This is a genomic window from Pedobacter sp. CFBP9032 (assembly GCF_034045265.1).
Classification (GTDB): Bacteria; Bacteroidota; Bacteroidia; order Sphingobacteriales; family Sphingobacteriaceae; genus Pedobacter.
This window is the reverse complement of the sequence record NZ_JAXCWE010000001.1, coordinates 506,270-526,047: the sequence shown is the minus strand read 5'-3', so window position 1 is coordinate 526,047 and position 19,778 is coordinate 506,270. Positions and strand designations below refer to the sequence as shown.

Below are 19,778 nucleotides of genomic sequence, written 5' to 3'. Positions count from 1 at the left end.
TAATATCAAAAATATGGGGGAGAATGAAATATCAAGAATTGTAATCGGTTTGGCAATCGAAGTACATAATGCTTTAGGCCCAGGCTTATTAGAAAGTGCTTACAAGGAATGCTTATTCTATAAAATTAATAAATCAGGATTATTCGTAGAAAAGGAAAAAATAATGCCGTTATTTTTTGAAGAAGTTAAATTGGATTGTGGTTATAGAATTGACCTTTTGGTAGAGAAAAAATTAGTTTTAGAACTGAAGAGTGTTGAGGCTTTGAATGACGTTCATTTGGCTCAAACTTTAACTTATATGAAACTTGGTAAGTACAAGCTAGGTTTATTAATGAATTTTAATGTTAATCGTTTAAAAGATGGACTGAAACGAGTTGTTAATGGTCTGTAACCAACATTTATGGAATCTAACTTTTTTTCCGTCTTTGCGAACTTTGCAGTAAGATACACGAAAGGATGATTAAAAAGGTTAAGTAATCTAACATTTCTTTCCGTCTTTGCGAAAAACTTTGCGAACTTTGCGGTTAAATGGAGAAAGTCAACATTTTAGCGCAATACATGCCCGAACCAGCGGCACCGCTAATTGCAAAATGGATAGATTATTTTCAATGTGAATTTAAGATCGCCAAAACCCGTTCAACGAAACTCGGCGATTACCGCCATCCTTATCAGAGTAAAGGCCATCGCATTTCGGTAAATTTCAATCTCAACCATTATGCTTTTCTGGTTACCACAGTACACGAGTTTGCACATTTACTCACCTGGAACGATTTTAAAAATAAAGTAAAGCCGCATGGTTCTGAATGGAAAAAAAACTTTCAGCGGATGATGGTGCCTTTCTTTGAAATGAAGGTTTTTCCTGAAGACATCCACAAGGCGATCACTAACTATATGTCAAACCCCGCAGCGTCCAGCTGTTCGGATCTCCATCTTGCCCGCGCTTTAAAAAAATATGATACCAATAAAATGGACACCTTACATCTTGAACAGCTGGCTGTAAACACTCCATTCAAAATCAAAGACGGCAGAAGATTTACAAAAGGAGAACGAATCAGGAAGCGGTACCGATGCGTCTGTTTAGATGATAAACGCATTTACCTATTTAATCCTTTAGCAGAGGTTTTTGTATTATAGTATTTAGGTGTTTGGTTTTTATTTGTTCGGAGACTTATAAATTAAAATCTGCCTGCCCGAATTACTAAACTACTACAAACTAACTAACTAACAACCTAAACTCATCACCATCGAATAAACCCTTATCACTCAGCTTTAACCTCGGAATAACCAATAAAGCCATAAAAGAAAGCGTCATAAAGGGTGCCTGAAGCGTAGAGCCTAAGTCTTTTGCAAACTGATCAATAGACGTATAACAATTTGCCACCTCGTAGCCGTTTCGGTTACTCATTAAGCCTGCAACGGGTAGGGGCAAAACCTCTTCTGTGCCATTTCCTAAAGCAACTATGCCACCTTTTTCTTTGATAATCAGGTTCACCGCTTCGCATATGCTTTGATCATCGGTACCAACAGCAATAATGTTATGGCTATCATGCGCTACGCTTGAAGCAATAGCACCTTCTTTTAGACCGAAATTTTTAACGAACGATACTGCAATCGGTGCATCATGATAGCGGTTAACCACCACCATTTTCAACACATCATTTTCCAGATCACTGATGAGATTTTTATTTAAAACCTTAGGTTTCGCGGAAAGCCTATTGGTAATCAACTGGCCATCTAATGCCTCGATAACTAAAATCTCTTTTTGACCTGTAAAAGGAAAAACAAAATCACTTTCCGTTTTAGCACTACAATCAAACTGATTAACAGCTTCCCGATCATCTACATGTCTTACCCAATCTCCCTGAACTTTTCCATCTTCTGCAATCAGAATGCCATCAATATAGGTTTGATGTACCTTGAAATTTATTAAATCTTCCGCTAAAATAAAATCTGCCGAATCGCCGATTTTCAATGCGCCGACATCCAATTTATAATGGGTGATGGGATTGATACAAGCGGCCTGCAGTACATTAAATAAGTCAATTCCTTTGGCAATCGCTCTTGCGCATAAGGCATTGATGTGGCTTTCTACTAAACTATCCGGATGTTTATCATCACTGCAAAACATCATCATATCTGGCCAGTCTTGCAATAAATCAATTAGGGCCTCGAAGTTTTTAGCAGCACTCCCTTCTCGGATCAGGATTTTCATTCCTCTTTGCAATTTATCCAGTGCTTCATCCGCTGTAAAACATTCATGATCGGTAGAAATCCCTGCATTGATGTATTGTTGAACGGCCTCGCCACGTAATCCCGGGGCATGTCCATCTACTGTTTTCCCCAACTCATGTGCAGAGGCAATTTTTTTTAGCACCTCTTCATCCTGATGAAGCACACCTGGGAAATTCATCATTTCACTCAGGTATTTGATCTCCGGGCGTTCCAATAGCGTTCTAACATCATCATGATTTAGTTCAGCGCCGGCGGTTTCAAAAACTGTGGCGGGTACGCAACTTGGTGCCCCAAAATTGAATTTAAAAGGAACGGTATTTCCGTTCTCGATCATAAATTCTACACCTGCCATTCCGCAAACATTAGCAATTTCATGTGGGTCGCTGATAGTGGCAACAGTTCCATGTGTTACAGCTAAGCGAGCAAACTCGCTCGGGATAAGCATGCTGCTTTCAATATGAACATGACTATCTATAAATCCAGGTAAGATAAAATAAGTTTCATCTTTAGCCGCTGCAATTTTTCTAACAGCCTTTATTTTTCCCGCCTCCACTTCCACTTCACCAAAAAAAATGTTCCGCTTGGTGATATCAACTATATTTCCTTCAACTTTAAAATTGCTCATTGGTGTTTGTAAATTAGCCACGGAAAAACAAAATAACGGAACTAATATTCTATGTTATTGCTGTCTCTCCGGGGGCAAAATTATTTAATATTTTAATAATTTATCTATCGTTTCTGCTAATCTGGCTTTGGCCAGAAAATTATCTTCCAAATCTTTATTCATTGGAATTGCCGTATCCAAACTGGCACATCGCATTACCGGAGCATCTAAATCTTTAAAGCAATGCTCCCCAATCCATGCGGAGATTTCTGCACCGAAACCATTGCTTAAGGTATCTTCATGTAAAACTAAAACTCTTCCGGTAGATTTTACGGCTTGTGCTACGGCATCCTTATCCCAGGGTTGCAGTGTTCTTAAATCAATTAAAGTAGAATCGCTTTCAGGATTATTTTTCAGGTAATCTAAAGCCCAGTGAACACCTAAGCCATATGTTATAATAGAGAACTTACTACCCTTCTTTAAAGTAGTGGCTTTGCCAATTTCTGTAGTGTAGTAACCGTCAGGAACGGGAGCGCTTAAACTTCTATACAAATACTTGTGCTCAAAATACAATACTGGGTTTGGGTCTTCTATCGCAGCCAGCAGTAAGCCTTTTGCATCTTCCGGAAAAGCCGGATATACAATTTTTAATCCGGGCGTTTTAGTGAACCAGGCTTCATTGCTTTGGGAGTGGAAAGGACCTGCGCCCGTTCCGGCACCTGTTGGCATCCGAACGACAACATCAGCCTTTTCTCCCCATCGGTAATGTGTTTTAGCCAGATTATTTACTATTTGGTTAAACCCAACTGTTACGAAATCGGCAAACTGCATTTCAACTAATGCCTTATATCCATTGATGGATAGCCCCAGTCCGGCTCCTACAATTGCAGATTCGCAAATGGGGGTATTTCTAACCCTGCCTTTGCCATACTTTGCGGTAAATCCATCGGTAATTTTGAAAGCACCACCATATTCGGCAATATCCTGACCCATTAAAACGAGATTTGGGTATTTTTGCATAGCTAAATCTAAAGCATCTGTGATGGCATCCAGGTATCGCTTTTCTGATGTCGACTTTCCAGGTGCAGCTACTTTTTGTTCATGAGGGAAATACATCTCACTTTCCTCTATTGCTGCGTTAACTATCGGTTCTGGCTCGTCAAACGCTTCTTCCACATCCCGTTCAATCTCTTTCTTGAACCGAATTTTGATATCAATAACAGAATCAGTTGTAAGTATGCCTTCTTCAATTAAATAGCATTCGTAATTGCTTATCGGATCTTTTTGTTCCCATTCGGTCAATAGTTCTTGTGGAACGTATTTTGTTCCTGATGCTTCTTCATGTCCTCGCATCCTGAAGGTAAGACATTCTACGAGCACCGGACGTGGATCTTTTCGGATCTCTTTGGCCAATTGATTGATCGTGTCATAAACTTCGAGTACATTATTTCCATCTATCTGAATGCCTTCTATGCCATAACCAATGGCCTTATCAACCAGTTTTTTACACCTGAATTGCTCAGATTTGGGAGTAGAAAGACCATAGCCATTATTTTCAATTAAAAAGATGACAGGTAAATTCCAGACTGCTGCAACATTAACCGCTTCATGAAAATCCCCTTCGCTTGTCGCACCTTCACCAGTATAAACCAGCGTGGCTCTTTGTTTTTGAGCCAGTATATCAGCCAAGGCAATTCCATCTGCTAAAGCCATTTGCGGACCGAGATGAGAGATCATCCCAATGATTTTATAATCTTGTGTGCCGAAATGGAAGGAGCGGTCGCGGCCTTTTGTAAAGCCTGTAGCTTTGCCCTGCCACTGCGCCATTAATTTTTTCAAGGAAATATCCCGGGAGGTAAAAACACCCAAATTGCGATGCATGGGTAAAATGTATTCATCGGGTTGCATAGCCATAGTGGAACCCACTGCAATAGCTTCTTGCCCGATGCCGGAAAACCATTTTCCAATTCTCCCCTGGCGTAATAGTTTAAGCATCTTATCTTCAACCATTCGTGGATAAAGCAATCTTTTGTATAAATTCAATAAGAATTTGTCGTCTTTATCTCCGCGATTGAATTGCATAGTAAACTTTTGAATAATATCTTAAGAAATTTCCCATGGGTTGAGAAAATCGAGATCAGCAATTTTTTTAAAATCAGAAGTATTTCTTGTGATTAGTGTAAAGTTATTGACTAATGCTGTAGCGGCTATTATGGCGTCAGGTAGTTTAATTTTATTTGCCCTACATATTGAAATTGTTTTCTCAATGATATTTTCGTTTAAACTAAAAACATAACTGGAATTAATAAACTCAACCAAAGTTTTATAATCATTATCTGGTGAGTTAAATCTCAGAATTTCAATTTTGTTTATTACTGAGATATTAGGTATTCTATCGATAATCGGGTGCAAAAAGGACATTCCCTTATTTTCAATTTTCCCATCTAAATACCCGATAATAACGTTAGTATCGATTAAATATCCCTTTCCCATTCGTTCCTGCTATTAGCAACGTGTTGCTGGAATTCTTGATACTGTTGATCTGTGAGGTGTAAAGAACCCGCGAATTTTTCCGAGAGGCTTTCTTTTGGCTTTGTGTTTTTCTCTAAAATTTTAACAATATCTAAAGCTTCTAAATCTTGTATAAGTTTATAAGCTTTTTCATTTGTGATCTCTAACAAAACCGTATCCATATTTCTATATTTTAGTCTGTATATCAAATATACAAAATTTACAGGCTGATTAAAACTGCTTTTCAGTCTGCGGACAATTTAAAGCTAAAATTCTAAACCTAACCCTCTTTACCTTTTTTCAGTTCTTCCCACTGTTTGGCGAAAGATTTATCGGCTACTTTTGGCATTTCACGGTATTTCCCCCAGCTTTTCTTAAAGAACTTTTTCAGCATAAAGTTTTTAAACTTCCCGCCAAAAAAATCCATCCACTTACGTTTTTGCATCATTCGGTTAAACATTCCCCAGCCCATTTCTTCTACTTTTCCATTTTCATGCGTAGCTGCGGCATCCCTGCGATTGAGCAATAACATTTTGTGAATATCAATTTTAACCGGGCAAACTTCAGAACATTTTCCACAAAGACTGGAGGCATAGCTTAAGTGCTTAAACTCTTCCATACCTTTTAAATGTGGGGTAATTACGGAGCCAATTGGTCCGCTGTAGGTGGTGTTGTAAGTATGCCCACCTATATTTTTGTAAACAGGGCATGCATTTAAACATGCGCCGCAACGGATGCAATATAAACCCTGGCGCTGATCTTTCTGTGCCAGTAAATTGGTTCGGCCGTTATCTAAAAGGATTACATACATTTCTTCGGGACCATCCGTTTCATTTGGCTGGCGCGGTCCGCTAAGTATGGTATTGTAAACCGTTAAATTCTGGCCAGTTCCATGAGAAGCCAATAAAGGCCAAAACAAATCAAGATCTGCCATCGATGGAATGATTTTTTCAATGCCTACGATGGCGATATGGATTTTAGGGAAAGTGGTGCTTAACCGGGCATTTCCTTCATTTTCAGTGATGGCAATACTGCCCGTATCAGCAATCAGGAAATTTCCTCCACTAATGCCAATGTCCGCATTCAGATATTTATCCCGGAGCAATTCTCGGGCTTTCTGCACAAGTTGAGGAGGCGTGGCATCTATTGGCGTGCCAAATTTATCGTGAAATAGTTGGGCAATATCTGTGGCACTTAAGTGCATGGCAGGCGTAACAATGTGGTAGGGTGCCTGACCAAGCAACTGAACAATATATTCGCCTAAATCGCTTTCTAAAGATTCGATTTGGTTGCTTTCCAAAAAGTCATTTAAATGGATTTCTTCGGTAGTCATCGATTTGGATTTGATGACCGTTTTGCCATTATTTCTCTTTATGATGTTTAAGATTTCTCTTTGTGCTTCTTCTGCATCATTAGCCCAAATCACCTTGCCGCCACGACGCTGAAAATTTGATTCAAATTCTGGCAAGAACTTATCAAGATTTTCCATTACCCGCCATTTGACCACATGTGCTTTTTTCTTAGATGCTTCGAGGTTTTCGAACTTTGATAAGCCACGTTCAACAGCCGTATTATACTTTCCAATATTAAAATTTATGGTTTTACGATGCGGTAAATCGAAAGCTTTCTCATCAGATTTCTCTAAAAATTCCTCGGCAGTTTTCATCATAAATCAAAGATAAGAAACGAGGTGAGTTAATATTCAGAAAATTTAATATTCTAGACTTCGGTTTACTCAATTAATTGAATAATTTCGAGGTAATATCCTGGTTTATAGATTTACCAGACTATATTGGCATCGTATCTATGTAAATTTAAATCTTTTGTAATAAGATTAAAGTTCATGTCTATTGCTGTGGAGACAATAATTCTATCAAAAGGGTCTCGATGTATAAAAGGTAAGTTTTTAAGGATGTTAAGTGCACTTAATTGTATTGGAAGAACGAGTATATTATTTGATAAACAGGATTCTGAAAGTTCATCTAATGTATATTCTAACTGCAGTTTACCAAGAGATTGTTTTATAGAAATTTCCCAGAAACTTGCAATGCTAAGATATAAATTGCATCTACTATCTTCAAGAATTTCTCTTGCTGTTGTAGATAGCGTCTTATTATCATCTTGCATCCATAGTAAAGTATGCGTATCTAACAGATATGACCTCACTACATGTAATCTTTAAAATCATTTAGCGGTTCATCAAAGTCTGGGCTCATTTTCATTTTACCCTTAAGCAATCCAATCTTTCTTTTTTTCTTTTCCTCCTGAATACCTTTGTTATTTTTCTGCAAAATAAAATCAATAAAATCCTCTACCTCTTGTTGATAAGCTACAGGTATCATTTTTATCTTCTCAAAAATTTTAGCTTGACTCATGACCGACTATTTAATCAAAAATAATAATTTATAAATAATATTTCAAATGATTAGAAAAGGGCATTAAAGCAAAAGCCCCGATAAGTTATCGGGGCTTAATATTTTAATAAAAAATTATTTCTTTAAATTACCTTTTCCATCTGAATCTACAGCCGGTCTTTTCGCTCCATTAGCTAACTCCCAGGCGGTATAATAAGTTAACTGCGCTCTTTTAGCTAACAATGGGAAGTTGATTTTACTTACTTCATCCCCAGGCTTGTGGTAATCCTGTTCTAACATTCCATCATAATAGAAAATAATTGGAATACCTAACTTTGCGAAGTTATAGTGATCTGAGCGGTAATAAATGCGTTGTGTATCTTGTGGATCATCATATTTATAATCCAGTTTCATTTTTGTATAGGTGGCATTTACGCGTTCACTCAACAAGCCAAGTTCAGAACTTAACATTTTTGAACCTACAGAATAAATATAATTCGCAGAATCTGGTTTGCCTAAATACTCTTCGCCAATACGGCCAATCATATCGGTATTTAAATCTGCAATTGTATTTTCAATCGGGAATACTGGGTTTTCAGAATACCAGTCTGAACCCCAAAGCCCTTTTTCTTCACCGACAACAGTCATGAATAATATGCTCCGTTTCGGACCTTTTCCAGCTTTTTTTGCGTCAGAAAATGCCTTCGCCATTAACAATACACCTGTGGTTCCAGAACCATCATCATCTGCACCATTATTAATTTTATCAGGACCTGGTGCTTCCGGGGTGATGCCAATATGATCATAGTGACCAGTTAATACCAGCACTTCTTTTTTCAACTTTGGATCAGAACCTTCTAAAAAGCCTAATACGTTTTCGCAGCGAAGAGGGGTTTCCTTTTTCATTGCACTTGCAGATAAAGCAATATTAATGGTTTGAGACGCCGGTTTTTTCGTGTCTGCAATTTTTTTCTGAACAGCTTCAACCGAGGTGTTCGCTACTTTTAAAATTTCGTTTGCTGTAGCCGTTGATATTGAAATGGAGGTGAATGGATTCGTTTTTTCCATCCGCTCTAAAGTTTCTTTCGATTTCATCACCATTTGGCCAGACTGGTAAGCTGCTTTTCGTTCTTCTGACAAGCTATCTAATGTTGGGTCTATTAAAATTACCGCTTTCGCTTTGTTTTGGGCCAGGTAATTGATCTTCTTTGATCTTGCCATCATCGTAGCACGGCGATCCTTAGGGTCAATGGTTTTAGTTGGATCTCCGTTTACGAAAATTACCACAATTTTACCTGCAACGTCTATCCCGTCGTAATCATTATAGCTATCATTAGTTACTCCATAACCAGCGAAAATCAAATCATCGCCACTAAAAGTAAAGCCTTTAACCCCAACGGCATTGCTGGCAATAACAAAATCCTTATAGGCAACTTTTGGTTGCCCGTTAATGGTTAACATGCTTTCGCTTACGGCATAACTCGATAAATCTATTTTTTGAAAATAGCTTCCATCAACAGGACCTTTTAAACCTAGTGATTTAAAATAATCACGGATGTAATCTGCGGCCATCCAGGCGCCTTTTTTGCCAGTTTCACGACCTTCATAGGCATCAGAAGCCAATACAGAAAGATGTTTATAAGCATTATCTTTATTTATGGCCTTGCTGAAACGCATGGCATCTTTGTTTGGTACAAGCGGTTTAACCTGTGCGTAGCAACTCAGCGCAAAGAATGACGCTATGCCAAGGGTTAGAAATTTTTTGTTCATTATTGAATAAGTTAGATTAGTTTATTATTAACAAGAAATTTTTTCCACTCTGGTTTGATGGCGACCGCCTTCAAATACAGTATTTAAAAACGTTGTGGTAATTTCTTTTGCCAGTGCTTCTGAGACAAACCTAGCAGGGATACATAAAATATTTGCATTGTTGTGTTTACGAACTAAAGCGGCCACTTCATTCTCCCAGCATAAACCGGCCCTGATTCCACTGTGTTTATTCGCCGTAATGGCTACACCATTAGCCGAGCCACAAAGTAAAATGCCGTAATCAAATTCGCCATTTTCTACAGCAGCCGCTAGGGGATGAGCAAAATCCGGATAATCAACCGAGGCAGAAGAAGATGTTCCAAAATCTTTTACATCATAATCTTTTAGAAAATCCTTTAATATCTCTTTATACTCAAAGCCTGCGTGATCTCCGCCAATTGCGATTTTAACTTTTACCTCAGACATGTGCAAATTTATACAGAATAATAAAATCTGTTCGTAATGTTTTTGTTAGTTAGCGTAGAATGCTTTTTCGGCCTTTATCTTTTTTCTTTCGATGTATGCAGATACAAATATACTCAGCTCATATAACAAGAAGAGTGGAGTTGCCACGATTAACATCGTCATGATATCTGGTGTTGGGGTAACAATTGCTGCGATAATCAAAATAATAACTGCGGCATATCTTCTGCTGGATCTCATCAATTTTGGTGTCATTAATCCGAGTTTTGACAGGATAAAAATGATGACCGGAAGTTCGAAAATAATTCCTGTTCCAAGCGTTAATGTAGCCACCGAAGAAAGATAAGAATCGACAGTGAACGTATTTTTAATTTCAGCACTTACGGTGTAACCTGTTAAAAAGTTAACAGAAAGTGGACAAACAATAAAATATCCAAAAAGAATACCTACAATAAAAAGAAATGATGCGAAGAATACAAAACCGCTGGCAGATTTTCTTTCATTTTCATGTAAAGCCGGTTTAATAAAGCGCCAAATTTCCCAAAGTAAATAAGGGAAGCCAACAACAATGCCACACATTACACACACATTTAACTGCAAGTTAAACTGGCCTGCCATTTCTGTATTGATGATTTCACCATTTATCTTAGTGATACACATATCCGCACCAAGGGATGGAAACTTATCAACCAATTGGCACATCATCCTGTATGTCCAAAAATCGGGCTTTTTTGGTCCAAATATAATCTTATCTAAAATGAACTCATTGAAGTAAAAGGCGATACCGGTAAATACGCCGATGGCAATTACGGCTCTGATTAAATGTTTGCGGAGTACATCGAGGTGATCGAAGAAAGACATTTCTGCCTCAAGGGTTGTACTCTTCTGTCCAATTGCTTTTTTAAGGGATGTTTTTTCTGTAGTGTCGCTCATGTTGAAAACAAAAATACCATTCTAAATGAATAGAATGGTATTTACGTGTTAAATATAGAAATAGTTTAGATTATTTTCAGAATTGCCTGCAAAAATAGAATATATCTTTACTCAACGTTGTTTTGATTGACTATAACTGATCATCTGGGCGCTGGTTAGCAGCCGTGAATATTGAAGTTTAGTTCAATTCTATAAAAAAAATGAATGCAAAAAAAAAGCTGCTCCAATATTTTGAAGCAGCTTTAAATAAGTATTAAATATCGAAATTATTATTCTTCTGAAAATTCAAACGTTTCCATAAACTTAGTTGTGAAATTACCTGCTCTGAAGTTAGGATCTTTCATCAATTGCAAATGGAAAGGAATAGTGGTTTTAACGCCTTCAATTACAAATTCGCCTAAGGCACGTTCCATAGTACAAATTGCTTCTTCGCGGGTTTGTGCCACACAAATTAACTTTGCAATCATCGAATCGTAGTTAGATGGAATAGAATAACCGGCATATACATGCGTATCTACACGAACACCATGTCCACCCGGAGAGTGAAAATTGGTAATTCTTCCAGGAGAAGGACGGAAATTATTAGCCGGATCTTCTGCATTGATACGACACTCAATAGCGTGCATATTCGGGAAATAGTTTTTACCTGAAATTGGAATTCCGGCAGCAACTTTAATCTGTTCTTTAATTAAATCAAAGTTAATAACCTCTTCCGTAACCGGATGCTCTACCTGAATACGGGTATTCATTTCCATGAAATAGAAGTTACGGTGTTTATCAACCAAAAATTCGATTGTACCCGCGCCTTCATAACTTACAGCCATTGCACCTTTAATTGCAGCTTCACCCATTCTAACGCGAAGTTCTTCTGTCATAAATGGAGACGGAGATTCTTCTACTAATTTCTGGTGACGACGTTGAATAGAGCAATCACGCTCAGATAAGTGACAGGCTTTACCAAATTGATCACCAATAATCTGGATTTCAATATGGCGCGGATCTTCGATGTATTTTTCTAAATATAAGCCATCATTACCAAATGCAGCACCAGATTCCTGACGGGCACTATCCCACGCATTTTCAAAATCCTCATCTTTCCAAACTACACGCATCCCACGGCCACCACCACCGGCAGTAGCTTTAAGAATAACCGGATAACCCATTTCATTGGCAATTGCGATACCTTCTTTTACGCTTGAAAGCAAACCTTCAGAACCTGGAATAGTTGGAACGCCGGCAATTTTCATGGTTTCTTTAGCCGAAGCTTTATCGCCCATGCCATTGATCTGCTCTGGCGTTGCACCAATAAATTTGATGTTATATTCACGGCATATATTAGAAAATTTAGCATTTTCTGATAAGAAACCGTAGCCTGGATGGATTGCATCAGCGTTGGTTAATTCTGCTGCTGATATAATATTTGGAATATTTAAATAAGAATCTTTACTTGGAGGAGGGCCAATACAAACAGCCTCATCAGCAAAACGTACATGTAAACTTTCCCGATCGGCGGTAGAGTAAACAGCAACCGTTTTGATGCCCATTTCCTTACAGGTACGGATAATACGCAAAGCGATTTCTCCTCTGTTGGCAATTAGTATTTTTTTAAACATAATTTTTTAATTGATGATTACACCGATGGAAAAGATTACACCGATTTTTATGATCATTATAATTAATGTTAATCAGTGCAATTATCTTAAATCTGTGAAATCAATTTCTAAATAGGTTCTACTAAAAATAACGGTTGATCGTACTCCACTGGCGATGCATTATCCACCAAAATTTTAACGATACGACCTGAAACTTCACTTTCAATTTCGTTGAAAAGTTTCATTGCTTCGATAATACAAACCACTTTACCCACGCCAATTTCATCACCAACATTAACAAACATAGGTTTATCAGGGCTTGCTGAGCGGTAGAAAGTACCAATCATTGGCGACTTAACGGTAATATAATTTGATGTATCTTCTGCTGCAGGAACAACTGGAGTAGCAGCAATTGGTGCTGTAGGGGCTGTTGCAACTGGTGCTGCTGCCTGTACAAGCGGTGCTTGTGGTACGGTAGCATGCACAACGGTTGGTGCCTGGTTTGTTTTAATCGTAATCTTGAAGTTCTCCTGCTCAATAGCAACTTCGTTTACTCCAGAACGAGAAACAAATTTAATTAGTTCCTGTATTTGTTTGATATCCATTTTTTAATCCTCGTTATGTAAAAAATAGTGTTAATGAATTAACTAAGTTATACTTTTTTTGTTTTAAATTTTATAGTTAACAGACTGAAGACTTTCGACTTCCGACTGAGGACTAATTTGAATCATATGCCCATTTCAGGTAAATCGAACCCCATGTAAATCCACCACCAAAAGCAGCCAATACAATGTTATCTCCTTTTTTCAATCTTCCTTCCCATTCCCATAAACATAATGGGATAGTTCCGTTTGTAGTGTTTCCGTAACGCTCAATGTTAATCATTACTTTTTCTGTCGTTACCCCCATCCGGTTTGCAGTAGCATCAATAATGCGTTTATTTGCTTGATGAGGAACTAACCAGGCCACATCATCTGGTGTAAGGTTATTGCGTTCCATAATTTCTGCGGCAACATCTGCCATGTTGGTAACCGCAAATTTAAATACGGTAGGGCCTTCCTGGTGGGCATAATGTAATTTAGCGTCAATGCTTTCGTGCGTAGCAGGCTGAACTGAACCGCCTCCTTTCATACCTAAGAAATTTCGGCCTGCACCATCAGTTCTAAGGATAGAATCCTGCACACCCAAACCTTCTTCATTTGGTTCCAGTAAAGCACAACCGCAACCGTCTCCAAAAATGATACAGGTTGTACGGTCTTCATAATTAATGATGGAAGACATTTTATCGCCACCAACAACCAATACTTTTTTATGCCTTCCTGATTCTATGAAAGAAGCACCAGTGGCCAATCCAAAAATAAAGCCTGAACATGCTGCCTGCAAGTCGTAACCCCATGCATTTTTTGCACCGATTTTATCTGCTAATACGTTAGCGGTTGCCGGGAATGTGAAATCGGGAGTAGTAGTACAAAAAATAATAAGTTCGATTTCTGATGCATCAATTCCTCTTTTTTTAAGTAAACCATTAACGGCATGAACCGCCATATCTGATGTTCCTAAACCTTCACCTTTTAAAATTCTACGCTCTTTAATACCCGTTCTACTCGTAATCCACTCATCAGAAGTATCAACCATGGTTTCTAACTCCGTGTTGGTGAGTACATAGTCGGGGACGTAACCATTTACTGCCGTAATAGCAGCATGAATTTTACTCATTTTAAGAATTTTTATTTAAATGCCATTCTAATTTTTTCTACCAATCCCGTGGTGATCATTTCTCTGGATTGAAGAACCATATTTTTAACCGCTAGCGGACTAGAAATTCCATGTCCGATAACAACAGGAGCGTTAACACCTAAAACCGGGCTTCCACCGTATTGCTCGTAATTAAATCGATCAAAAAACTCATCTTTCAACCCTTTTTTGATGGTAATTACATAAAACGATTCTGCTAATTTAAGCATTACATTTCCAGTAAAACCATCGCAAACAATTACATCTGATTTATCATTAAAAAGATCTCTTCCTTCTACGTTGCCTACAAAATTAAAAAGATTGGTTTCTTTCATTAAAGGGAAGGTGGCCATGCTTAACATGTTACCTTTTTCATCTTCTTCGCCAATATTCATTAAAGCAACCCTAGGGTTATCTATTTTAAATAAATTTTCTGCGTATAAACTACCTAACACGCCAAATTGCAATAAAATATCGGGTTTACAATCTGCATTGGCACCAACATCTAATAATAAACCAGTGCCGCCTTTAAGCTTTGGAAGAATAGAGCATAAACAAGGGCGAATGATGCCAGGAATAGTTTTAACACTAAATACTGCGCCAACCAGCATAGCCCCAGAGTTACCAGCACTTGCGAAGGAATCAATTTTACCTTCTTTTAAAAGGTTAAAACCAACTGCAATGCTCGAATTCGGTTTCTGAACGATTGCTTTTGTAGGATGTTCGCCCATACCAATAACTTCATCAGTATGAACGTATTCAAAATGATCCGGATTAAAGCCTTCTTCTGAGAGAATGGGTTTAATCTGTTCGGTATCGCCGATAAGAACTAAATGTTCTCCAGCGTTTAGCGATTGATGGGCTGCTATTGCTCCCAAAACGATTGCTTTGGGAGCATAGTCTCCGCCCATTATGTCGAGGCCTATTTTCATAGAAAAAATCTGTTTGTGTTAAGTTAGGTTAAATCCTAAATTTTCAGTGGACTAAGGTATAACTAAAGCCGCTGAAAACACAAACAATTTCTTAAGAAAATTACCCGATTTGAGTATTTTCGATAACCAATTTACCGTTATAGTATAGGTTACCATCAACGTTATACGCGTGATGAGGTACGTGGATAGCACCTGTTGCTGCGCAAGTTGCTAAAGAAGGCGTCACTGCTTTATAGTGTGTTCTTCTTTTATTTTTTCTCTGTTTCGAGATTTTCCGTTTTGGATGTGCCATTGGTGTATAATCTAATTATTTTTTTAACTTATTAAGGGCTTCCCAACGTGGGTCGCTTGTTTGTTCATTTTCTTCTGCCTGCTTTTCAATAGAGAGTTGTGCTAAGCGATCAATCATTTCCTGATCACACTCTTTATCTGCCTGCTCGCAGTTTTTGATATAAGGTACAGCTACGTTTATCATTTCGTATAATGGCCCCGAGATATCAATTTCAGAATCTTTACGGCTCAATGAGATAATCTCCTCATCATCACTTTCCAATTCATCCTCTGCAAACTTTACTATTTGTCTTTCGTATAGGTTAACAGGGTAAGAGAACTCCGATAAACATTTATCGCAATCCAAATTTAGAGTTCCAATAATTCTAAATTTTAAAAGCAACATGGTCTCTTGTTTATCAAGTTCCAGGTTAACTTTTAAATTACCACTTTTTATTAACGAATACTCAAAAGCATTAAAAAAACTATCATCAAGCTCATAATCAAACTGATGGGCTCCCAATTTTAGTCCGGTAAACGGTATAGAAAATTGTTTTAATGGGTTCAAAGTACTGTAAAATTTTAGCCTGCAAATGTATGGATAAAATAATTAGATTAAAAATGTTTTTTGAAAATTGTTGATCTTAAAATCTTGAGATTTAAGAATGTTGGCTGAAATTTCAGGCGCTTATTGCTTTCAAACTAATCAGTGAACGGTTAGGAATTAGCCAAAATCATTTCCTTATTGTTCCGGCTCCATTCACTCCATGAACCCACGTAAAGCTTAGGGATGGGCAAACCTGCATAATCCATCGCTAAAAGTGTATGGCAGGCGGTAATGCCCGATCCACAGTGAACAATCACGTTTTCTGGTTGAATGTTGACTAAAGCGTGTTCGTATTTATCCTTCAATATTGCTGGTGTAAGGAAACGGCCATCGGTGCCTAAGTTTTCCGTGTAGGGAATGTTCGTGGCACCCGGAATATGGCCGGCAATCGTATCTATAGGCTCTGTTAAGCCGGCAAAGCGATTGGCATCCCGTACATCAATCACAATATGATCTTCAGTTTTTGATACCTTTTCTACCTCATTTAGGTCCGAAAGCGGCAGGTTCCATGATGATACCCGATAAGGTTCAACAGATTTTGGAATTTCTACCTTATTTGTAGTCGGAAACCCGGCCTGAACAGCTGCCTGGAACCCTCCGTCTATTACCTGCACCTTTTCATGCCCGATTGACCTCAGCATCCACCATAACCTGGCTGCAGCATTACCGGCATTTTTATCATCGTAAAGAATAACATGAGTGTGCGCTGTGATGCCTAACTTCTGTAGAACCTGGGCAAATTGTTCGGCAGTAGGTAAGGGGTGACGGCCGCCTATAGCGTAATCTCCAATGTTAGCCAAATCCTCGTTTACATCAACAAATAATGCGCCCGATAGGTGTTGTTCTTCATAACGAGATTTCGACCCTGCACTGGCATCAACAATAACGATTTCTTCATCCTGATTTAACCAGGTTAAATCTTCAGGTTTTATGATTGGTGATAGAGATTTCATTTTTTATCTTATTATTTTTGAAATTACGATTAAAAGAATGCCCAGTACTAGTAATGGAAACCATAGCACAAAGGAATACTCGGCTAAATCCCTGGTAAACTGACTCATGTTTCCCCTGGAAACAAATGATGATACGCCATATAAAAACGTACAAATAGCCAATGTCAGGAACGAACCCCCAATCTTATAAAGCATCTGTTATTTTTTAAGTGCAAATAATCCGAATGCTGGGCCGATGGCTAATACCGCATAAATATAATGAGAATTGGTTTCTTTAGCTAAAAGATTAATAATTTGAATACTGATGATAGTAATGGCAAAGCCAATGCAATTTACTAATGTAAGCGAGGTTCCTTTTAACTTTTCCGGTGCGTGATTAGCCACCAAAGATGAAAATAGTGGAGAATCAGCTGTTCCGCTTAAGCCCCAAATGAATAAGAAAATCAAGAATGCATAACTTGAATCAATTGAAAGAAAAACCGATGAGAGCAGGCAGCATAAACCAGAGATGGCTAGTGCAATGGTAGCAATTTTTTTTGCCCCGAATCTTTGGGAAAGTAATCCTCCGGCCATGCAGGAAAGTGCTCCAGAAGCAATGACCAGAAAGGAGAATAAGGAAACATTTAGTGATGCATTTGGATGCTTACCGTTGTAGAATAACAACATGCCCGGTAAGAAGGCCCAGAAGGTGTACAGTTCCCACATATGGCCAAAGTAGCCAAATGCAGCTGAACGGAAATCAGCATCCTTAAATCCACTAAAACATTCTCTTAGGTTAAATTTCTGTCCAGCCACTCTAAATGGGCCATTGGGTACAAAACGCCAAATAACTAATGCCCCTAACATAGATAGAAATGAGGTGGCATAAATCACATATTCCCATGGGAAACGACTAGCGAATGTTTTTAGTAAGTGTGGAAAGGCAGTTCCCAGAACGAGTGCGCCAACTAAAAAACCTAAAGATTTCCCTAATCCATCTTTAAAATAATCTGCTGCTATTTTCATCCCGACTGGATAAATGCCTGCCAGCATAAAGCCAGTTAAAAAACGAAATAAGAGTAACAGTTTGATATCTGAGATTGCAAAGCAAATGGCGAGATTAAATATTGCCGCTAACAGTCCGCAGGTAAAGAAAACTTTTGATGGCGGAAAAATGTCCGAAATGGCAAAAACAGCGAAAATCAATGTTCCACTGATAAAGCCAAATTGAACCATGCTGGTGAGATTGGCCAAAAGGTTAGTTCCTGTTGGAAAGCTTTTAACAATATCAGGTAATACCGCATTGCCAGCAAACCACAAAGACGTACAGAGAAACTGCGAAATAACAATTGTAGGGAGAATGGAATTGGTTTTTTTAGTGTCGCTCATTTTTAATTTAATGCACAATTTTAACTAAAATAAACCTGATAGAAGTGGAAATACTTTTTGATATGGTGCTTCGACAAGCTCAGCATGACAATCACAAAAAAGATTGGAACGGATAGCAGGGCTTTCAGAACCGATGAAACACAAGGCCTTGCTTTACAAAAAAAAAATGACCACCTAAGCCACCTTAGTGCATCTGAGGTTTAATGTATCTTTGGTCTTTCAACTCCTTTTAGAAAGTCCGGGGTCGGGTATCCGAAGTCAGGGGCCAAGTTTGTTATACCACTGATTATCTGCTTTGGTCTTTCTGCTCTTTAAAATTAAAAACCTTCGCCCTTTCTACCCTCAACCTTCTACCTTAAGAAGCATCATCCTTAATATCGAACTGCGTTTCTACCACTTTACCGCCGCCCCGTAATTGGCCGCTTAACATTTCCTCCTGTTCCCTACGGTTTTTTACAATGTGGATGGCAGAAAATAATGCTTCTGTAAATGAGGTCGAATCTGCAAGATCTTTTCCTGCGATATCATATCCTGTTCCATGGTCGGGAGAAGTACGTACAAAATTTAGTCCTGCAGTATAATTAACACCATTATGGAAAGCTAAAGTTTTAAAGGGAATCAAACCCTGATCGTGATACATGGCCAAAACAGCATCAAATTTTTTGTAGCTGCCATTTCCGAAGAAGCCATCAGCCGGGTAAGGACCGAAAACCATCAATCCCTTATCATAAGCCTCCTGAATGGCAGGTGTAATGATTTCTGCTTCTTCCGCTCCTAATAAACCGTTATCACTGGCGTGAGGATTTAAACCCAACACTGCAATTTTCGGTTTTTCGATCCAGAAATCTTTTTTCAGGCTTTCGTTGATTAATTTTAGCTTACTGAGGATTTTTTCTTTGGTAATGGAAGTTGGAACATCTTTTACTGGTATGTGGCCGGTAACTACACCTACGCGTAAATTTTCGCTAATTAAGAACATCAACACATCTTTACTTCCGCTTTTTTCCTGCAGATATTCTGTATGTCCGGGGAAAGAAAAAGTTTCCGACTGGATGTTATGTTTGTTAATTGGAGCAGTTACCAAAGCGTCAATTTCTCCTGCTACTAAATCTGCAGTGGCTCTTTCTAGCGAAAGCAATGCATATTTTCCGCCCGTAGCGGTTACCTGTCCGAGTTCGATTTTTACATCCTCTTCCCAGCAATTGATCATGTTTGCTTTCTTAGCCTGAGCCTGATTGGCATGGTTAATCACGTTGAAACTAAAATCGCCAAGGTTATTTGCTTTTCTGTGGAAAGACGAAACTTTGGTGTGACCATAAACAATTGGTGTACAGTAATTTAAAATTGCCGGATTGGATAATGTTTTGATAATTACCTCTAAACCTATACCGTTCACGTCGCCTATACTGATGCCTATTTTAAGTTTATCGCTCATAATTACTGGAAAATTTTAGCG

General features: G+C 38.3%; 21 protein-coding genes. 2 read left to right on the top strand and 19 right to left on the bottom strand.

The genetic code is table 11. The annotated features are described in order from the left end of the window. Positions 1–13 precede the first annotated feature (13 nt). Positions 14–391, top strand: a complete 378-nt coding sequence (locus SOM16_RS02220; protein WP_320462353.1) for a GxxExxY protein — start codon at positions 14–16, stop codon at positions 389–391. Positions 392–528: 137 nt separating this feature from the next. Further along, entirely contained in the window at positions 529–1,134 is a 606-nt protein-coding gene (locus SOM16_RS02215) for a SprT-like domain-containing protein (protein WP_320462352.1), read from the top strand. 79 nt (positions 1,135–1,213) lie between these two features. On the opposite strand, the gene ade is transcribed toward SOM16_RS02215, so the two are convergent. The 19 genes from ade to pdxA form a co-directional block, all read right to left on the bottom strand. Continuing rightward, on the bottom strand, positions 1,214–2,857 hold the full coding sequence (gene ade / locus SOM16_RS02210; protein WP_320462351.1) for an adenine deaminase: 1,644 nt from the start codon (positions 2,855–2,857) through the stop codon (positions 1,214–1,216). Positions 2,858–2,941: 84 nt separating this feature from the next. After that, positions 2,942–4,918 (bottom strand): alpha-ketoacid dehydrogenase subunit alpha/beta, encoded by a 1,977-nt coding sequence (locus SOM16_RS02205; RefSeq protein WP_320462350.1) that lies wholly within the window; start codon positions 4,916–4,918, stop codon positions 2,942–2,944. Between the two features lie 21 nt (positions 4,919–4,939). After that, positions 4,940–5,329 (bottom strand): type II toxin-antitoxin system VapC family toxin, encoded by a 390-nt coding sequence (locus SOM16_RS02200; protein ID WP_320462349.1) that lies wholly within the window; start codon positions 5,327–5,329, stop codon positions 4,940–4,942. After that, positions 5,311–5,529: a hypothetical protein gene (locus SOM16_RS02195; RefSeq protein ID WP_320462348.1), complete on the bottom strand. Its 219-nt coding sequence runs from the start codon at positions 5,527–5,529 to the stop codon at positions 5,311–5,313. Before SOM16_RS02195 ends, SOM16_RS02200 begins: the two co-directional genes overlap by 19 nt. Before the next feature lie 98 nt (positions 5,530–5,627). After that, on the bottom strand, positions 5,628–7,016 hold the full coding sequence (locus tag SOM16_RS02190; protein ID WP_320462347.1) for a LutB/LldF family L-lactate oxidation iron-sulfur protein: 1,389 nt from the start codon (positions 7,014–7,016) through the stop codon (positions 5,628–5,630). A 110-nt stretch (positions 7,017–7,126) separates the two neighbouring features. Then, positions 7,127–7,513, bottom strand: coding sequence for a type II toxin-antitoxin system VapC family toxin (locus SOM16_RS02185; protein ID WP_320462346.1), 387 nt, complete (start codon positions 7,511–7,513; stop codon positions 7,127–7,129). Next, positions 7,513–7,722 carry a type II toxin-antitoxin system VapB family antitoxin gene (locus SOM16_RS02180; protein ID WP_320462345.1) on the bottom strand — a complete coding sequence of 70 codons (210 nt, stop codon included), beginning with the start codon at positions 7,720–7,722 and terminating at the stop codon, positions 7,513–7,515. Before SOM16_RS02180 ends, SOM16_RS02185 begins: the two co-directional genes overlap by 1 nt. 114 nt (positions 7,723–7,836) lie before the next feature. Further along, positions 7,837–9,471, bottom strand: coding sequence for a M28 family peptidase (locus SOM16_RS02175; protein WP_320462344.1), 1,635 nt, complete (start codon positions 9,469–9,471; stop codon positions 7,837–7,839). A 27-nt stretch (positions 9,472–9,498) separates the two neighbouring features. After that, the gene (rpiB, locus tag SOM16_RS02170; protein ID WP_320462343.1) at positions 9,499–9,936 is read right to left on the bottom strand and encodes a ribose 5-phosphate isomerase B; all 438 of its coding nucleotides are present in this window, start codon (positions 9,934–9,936) and stop codon (positions 9,499–9,501) included. Between the two features lie 45 nt (positions 9,937–9,981). Beyond that, complete coding sequence (gene tatC, locus SOM16_RS02165; protein ID WP_320462342.1) at positions 9,982–10,866, bottom strand: twin-arginine translocase subunit TatC; 885 nt, start codon at positions 10,864–10,866, stop codon at positions 9,982–9,984. Between the two features lie 269 nt (positions 10,867–11,135). Beyond that, positions 11,136–12,479 carry an acetyl-CoA carboxylase biotin carboxylase subunit gene (accC, locus tag SOM16_RS02160; protein WP_320462341.1) on the bottom strand — a complete coding sequence of 448 codons (1,344 nt, stop codon included), beginning with the start codon at positions 12,477–12,479 and terminating at the stop codon, positions 11,136–11,138. Positions 12,480–12,586: 107 nt separating this feature from the next. Then, on the bottom strand, positions 12,587–13,063 hold the full coding sequence (gene accB, locus SOM16_RS02155; protein WP_320462340.1) for an acetyl-CoA carboxylase biotin carboxyl carrier protein: 477 nt from the start codon (positions 13,061–13,063) through the stop codon (positions 12,587–12,589). Positions 13,064–13,175: 112 nt separating this feature from the next. Continuing rightward, complete coding sequence (locus SOM16_RS02150; RefSeq protein ID WP_320462339.1) at positions 13,176–14,174, bottom strand: beta-ketoacyl-ACP synthase III; 999 nt, start codon at positions 14,172–14,174, stop codon at positions 13,176–13,178. Positions 14,175–14,185: 11 nt separating this feature from the next. After that, entirely contained in the window at positions 14,186–15,124 is a 939-nt protein-coding gene (gene plsX, locus SOM16_RS02145) for a phosphate acyltransferase PlsX (RefSeq protein ID WP_320462338.1), read from the bottom strand. Between the two features lie 100 nt (positions 15,125–15,224). Further along, on the bottom strand, positions 15,225–15,416 hold the full coding sequence (gene rpmF, locus SOM16_RS02140; RefSeq protein WP_320462337.1) for a 50S ribosomal protein L32: 192 nt from the start codon (positions 15,414–15,416) through the stop codon (positions 15,225–15,227). 15 nt (positions 15,417–15,431) lie between these two features. Then, complete coding sequence (locus tag SOM16_RS02135; protein WP_320462336.1) at positions 15,432–15,962, bottom strand: DUF177 domain-containing protein; 531 nt, start codon at positions 15,960–15,962, stop codon at positions 15,432–15,434. A gap of 149 nt (positions 15,963–16,111) precedes the next feature. Then, entirely contained in the window at positions 16,112–16,954 is an 843-nt protein-coding gene (locus tag SOM16_RS02130) for a sulfurtransferase (protein WP_320462335.1), read from the bottom strand. Positions 16,955–17,152: 198 nt separating this feature from the next. Next, positions 17,153–18,322, bottom strand: coding sequence for an MFS transporter (locus tag SOM16_RS02125; RefSeq protein ID WP_320462334.1), 1,170 nt, complete (start codon positions 18,320–18,322; stop codon positions 17,153–17,155). A gap of 355 nt (positions 18,323–18,677) precedes the next feature. Then, complete coding sequence (gene pdxA, locus SOM16_RS02120; protein WP_320462333.1) at positions 18,678–19,757, bottom strand: 4-hydroxythreonine-4-phosphate dehydrogenase PdxA; 1,080 nt, start codon at positions 19,755–19,757, stop codon at positions 18,678–18,680. Between the last annotated feature and the right edge of the window lie 21 nt (positions 19,758–19,778).

Coding starts and splice junctions, on each gene's coding strand:
- plsX (WP_320462338.1), bottom strand. CDS start 15,124: ATGAAAATAGGCCTCGACATAATGGGCGGAGACTATGCTCCCAAAGCA.
- SOM16_RS02125 (WP_320462334.1), bottom strand. CDS start 18,322: ATGAGCGACACTAAAAAAACCAATTCCATTCTCCCTACAATTGTTATT.
- SOM16_RS02175 (WP_320462344.1), bottom strand. CDS start 9,471: ATGAACAAAAAATTTCTAACCCTTGGCATAGCGTCATTCTTTGCGCTG.
- SOM16_RS02220 (WP_320462353.1), top strand. CDS start 14: ATGGGGGAGAATGAAATATCAAGAATTGTAATCGGTTTGGCAATCGAA.
- SOM16_RS02200 (WP_320462349.1), bottom strand. CDS start 5,329: ATGGGAAAGGGATATTTAATCGATACTAACGTTATTATCGGGTATTTA.
- SOM16_RS02190 (WP_320462347.1), bottom strand. CDS start 7,016: ATGATGAAAACTGCCGAGGAATTTTTAGAGAAATCTGATGAGAAAGCT.
- accC (WP_320462341.1), bottom strand. CDS start 12,479: ATGTTTAAAAAAATACTAATTGCCAACAGAGGAGAAATCGCTTTGCGT.
- rpmF (WP_320462337.1), bottom strand. CDS start 15,416: ATGGCACATCCAAAACGGAAAATCTCGAAACAGAGAAAAAATAAAAGA.
- SOM16_RS02150 (WP_320462339.1), bottom strand. CDS start 14,174: ATGAGTAAAATTCATGCTGCTATTACGGCAGTAAATGGTTACGTCCCC.
- tatC (WP_320462342.1), bottom strand. CDS start 10,866: ATGAGCGACACTACAGAAAAAACATCCCTTAAAAAAGCAATTGGACAG.
- rpiB (WP_320462343.1), bottom strand. CDS start 9,936: ATGTCTGAGGTAAAAGTTAAAATCGCAATTGGCGGAGATCACGCAGGC.
- accB (WP_320462340.1), bottom strand. CDS start 13,063: ATGGATATCAAACAAATACAGGAACTAATTAAATTTGTTTCTCGTTCT.
- SOM16_RS02205 (WP_320462350.1), bottom strand. CDS start 4,918: ATGCAATTCAATCGCGGAGATAAAGACGACAAATTCTTATTGAATTTA.
- SOM16_RS02215 (WP_320462352.1), top strand. CDS start 529: ATGGAGAAAGTCAACATTTTAGCGCAATACATGCCCGAACCAGCGGCA.
- SOM16_RS02180 (WP_320462345.1), bottom strand. CDS start 7,722: ATGAGTCAAGCTAAAATTTTTGAGAAGATAAAAATGATACCTGTAGCT.
- pdxA (WP_320462333.1), bottom strand. CDS start 19,757: ATGAGCGATAAACTTAAAATAGGCATCAGTATAGGCGACGTGAACGGT.
- ade (WP_320462351.1), bottom strand. CDS start 2,857: ATGAGCAATTTTAAAGTTGAAGGAAATATAGTTGATATCACCAAGCGG.
- SOM16_RS02130 (WP_320462335.1), bottom strand. CDS start 16,954: ATGAAATCTCTATCACCAATCATAAAACCTGAAGATTTAACCTGGTTA.
- SOM16_RS02195 (WP_320462348.1), bottom strand. CDS start 5,529: ATGGATACGGTTTTGTTAGAGATCACAAATGAAAAAGCTTATAAACTT.